The sequence below is a fragment of the Gelidibacter salicanalis genome (genome assembly GCF_016469035.1).
Lineage (GTDB): Bacteria > Bacteroidota > Bacteroidia > Flavobacteriales > Flavobacteriaceae > Gelidibacter > Gelidibacter salicanalis_A.
Window position 1 is genome coordinate 1 of the sequence record NZ_JAEHJZ010000191.1, and the last position, 227, is coordinate 227.

The 227-nt window shown below is 52.4% G+C and carries 1 protein-coding gene; it reads right to left on the minus strand.

Translation table 11 applies throughout. The annotated features are described in order from the left end of the window. Nucleotides 1-6: 6 nt before the first annotated feature. Nucleotides 7-227 (minus strand): hypothetical protein (locus JEM65_RS22545; RefSeq protein WP_233530784.1); only part of this gene is annotated, 221 nt, incomplete at its 5' end.

Here is a 227-nt window from a genome sequence, read left to right on the forward strand (position 1 = left end):
GTACCTTCAGTGTTCTGCCAGACGGTCGGTGGAGAGTGCTCTTCGAGTAGCGAATGTCGTCTTGGCTTCGGCCAAAAGTGATAGCTGGTGCAGAAGGCATGGCCCAACGAGAGTCACTTGGAGAAAGGGGCGAAAGGTGTGCAAATTTGCTGCTGGCTCCAAAAATACAGACGACCAGAACTCGGCATAGTTCACACGACGCTGATTAAACCATCCGGCCACCATTT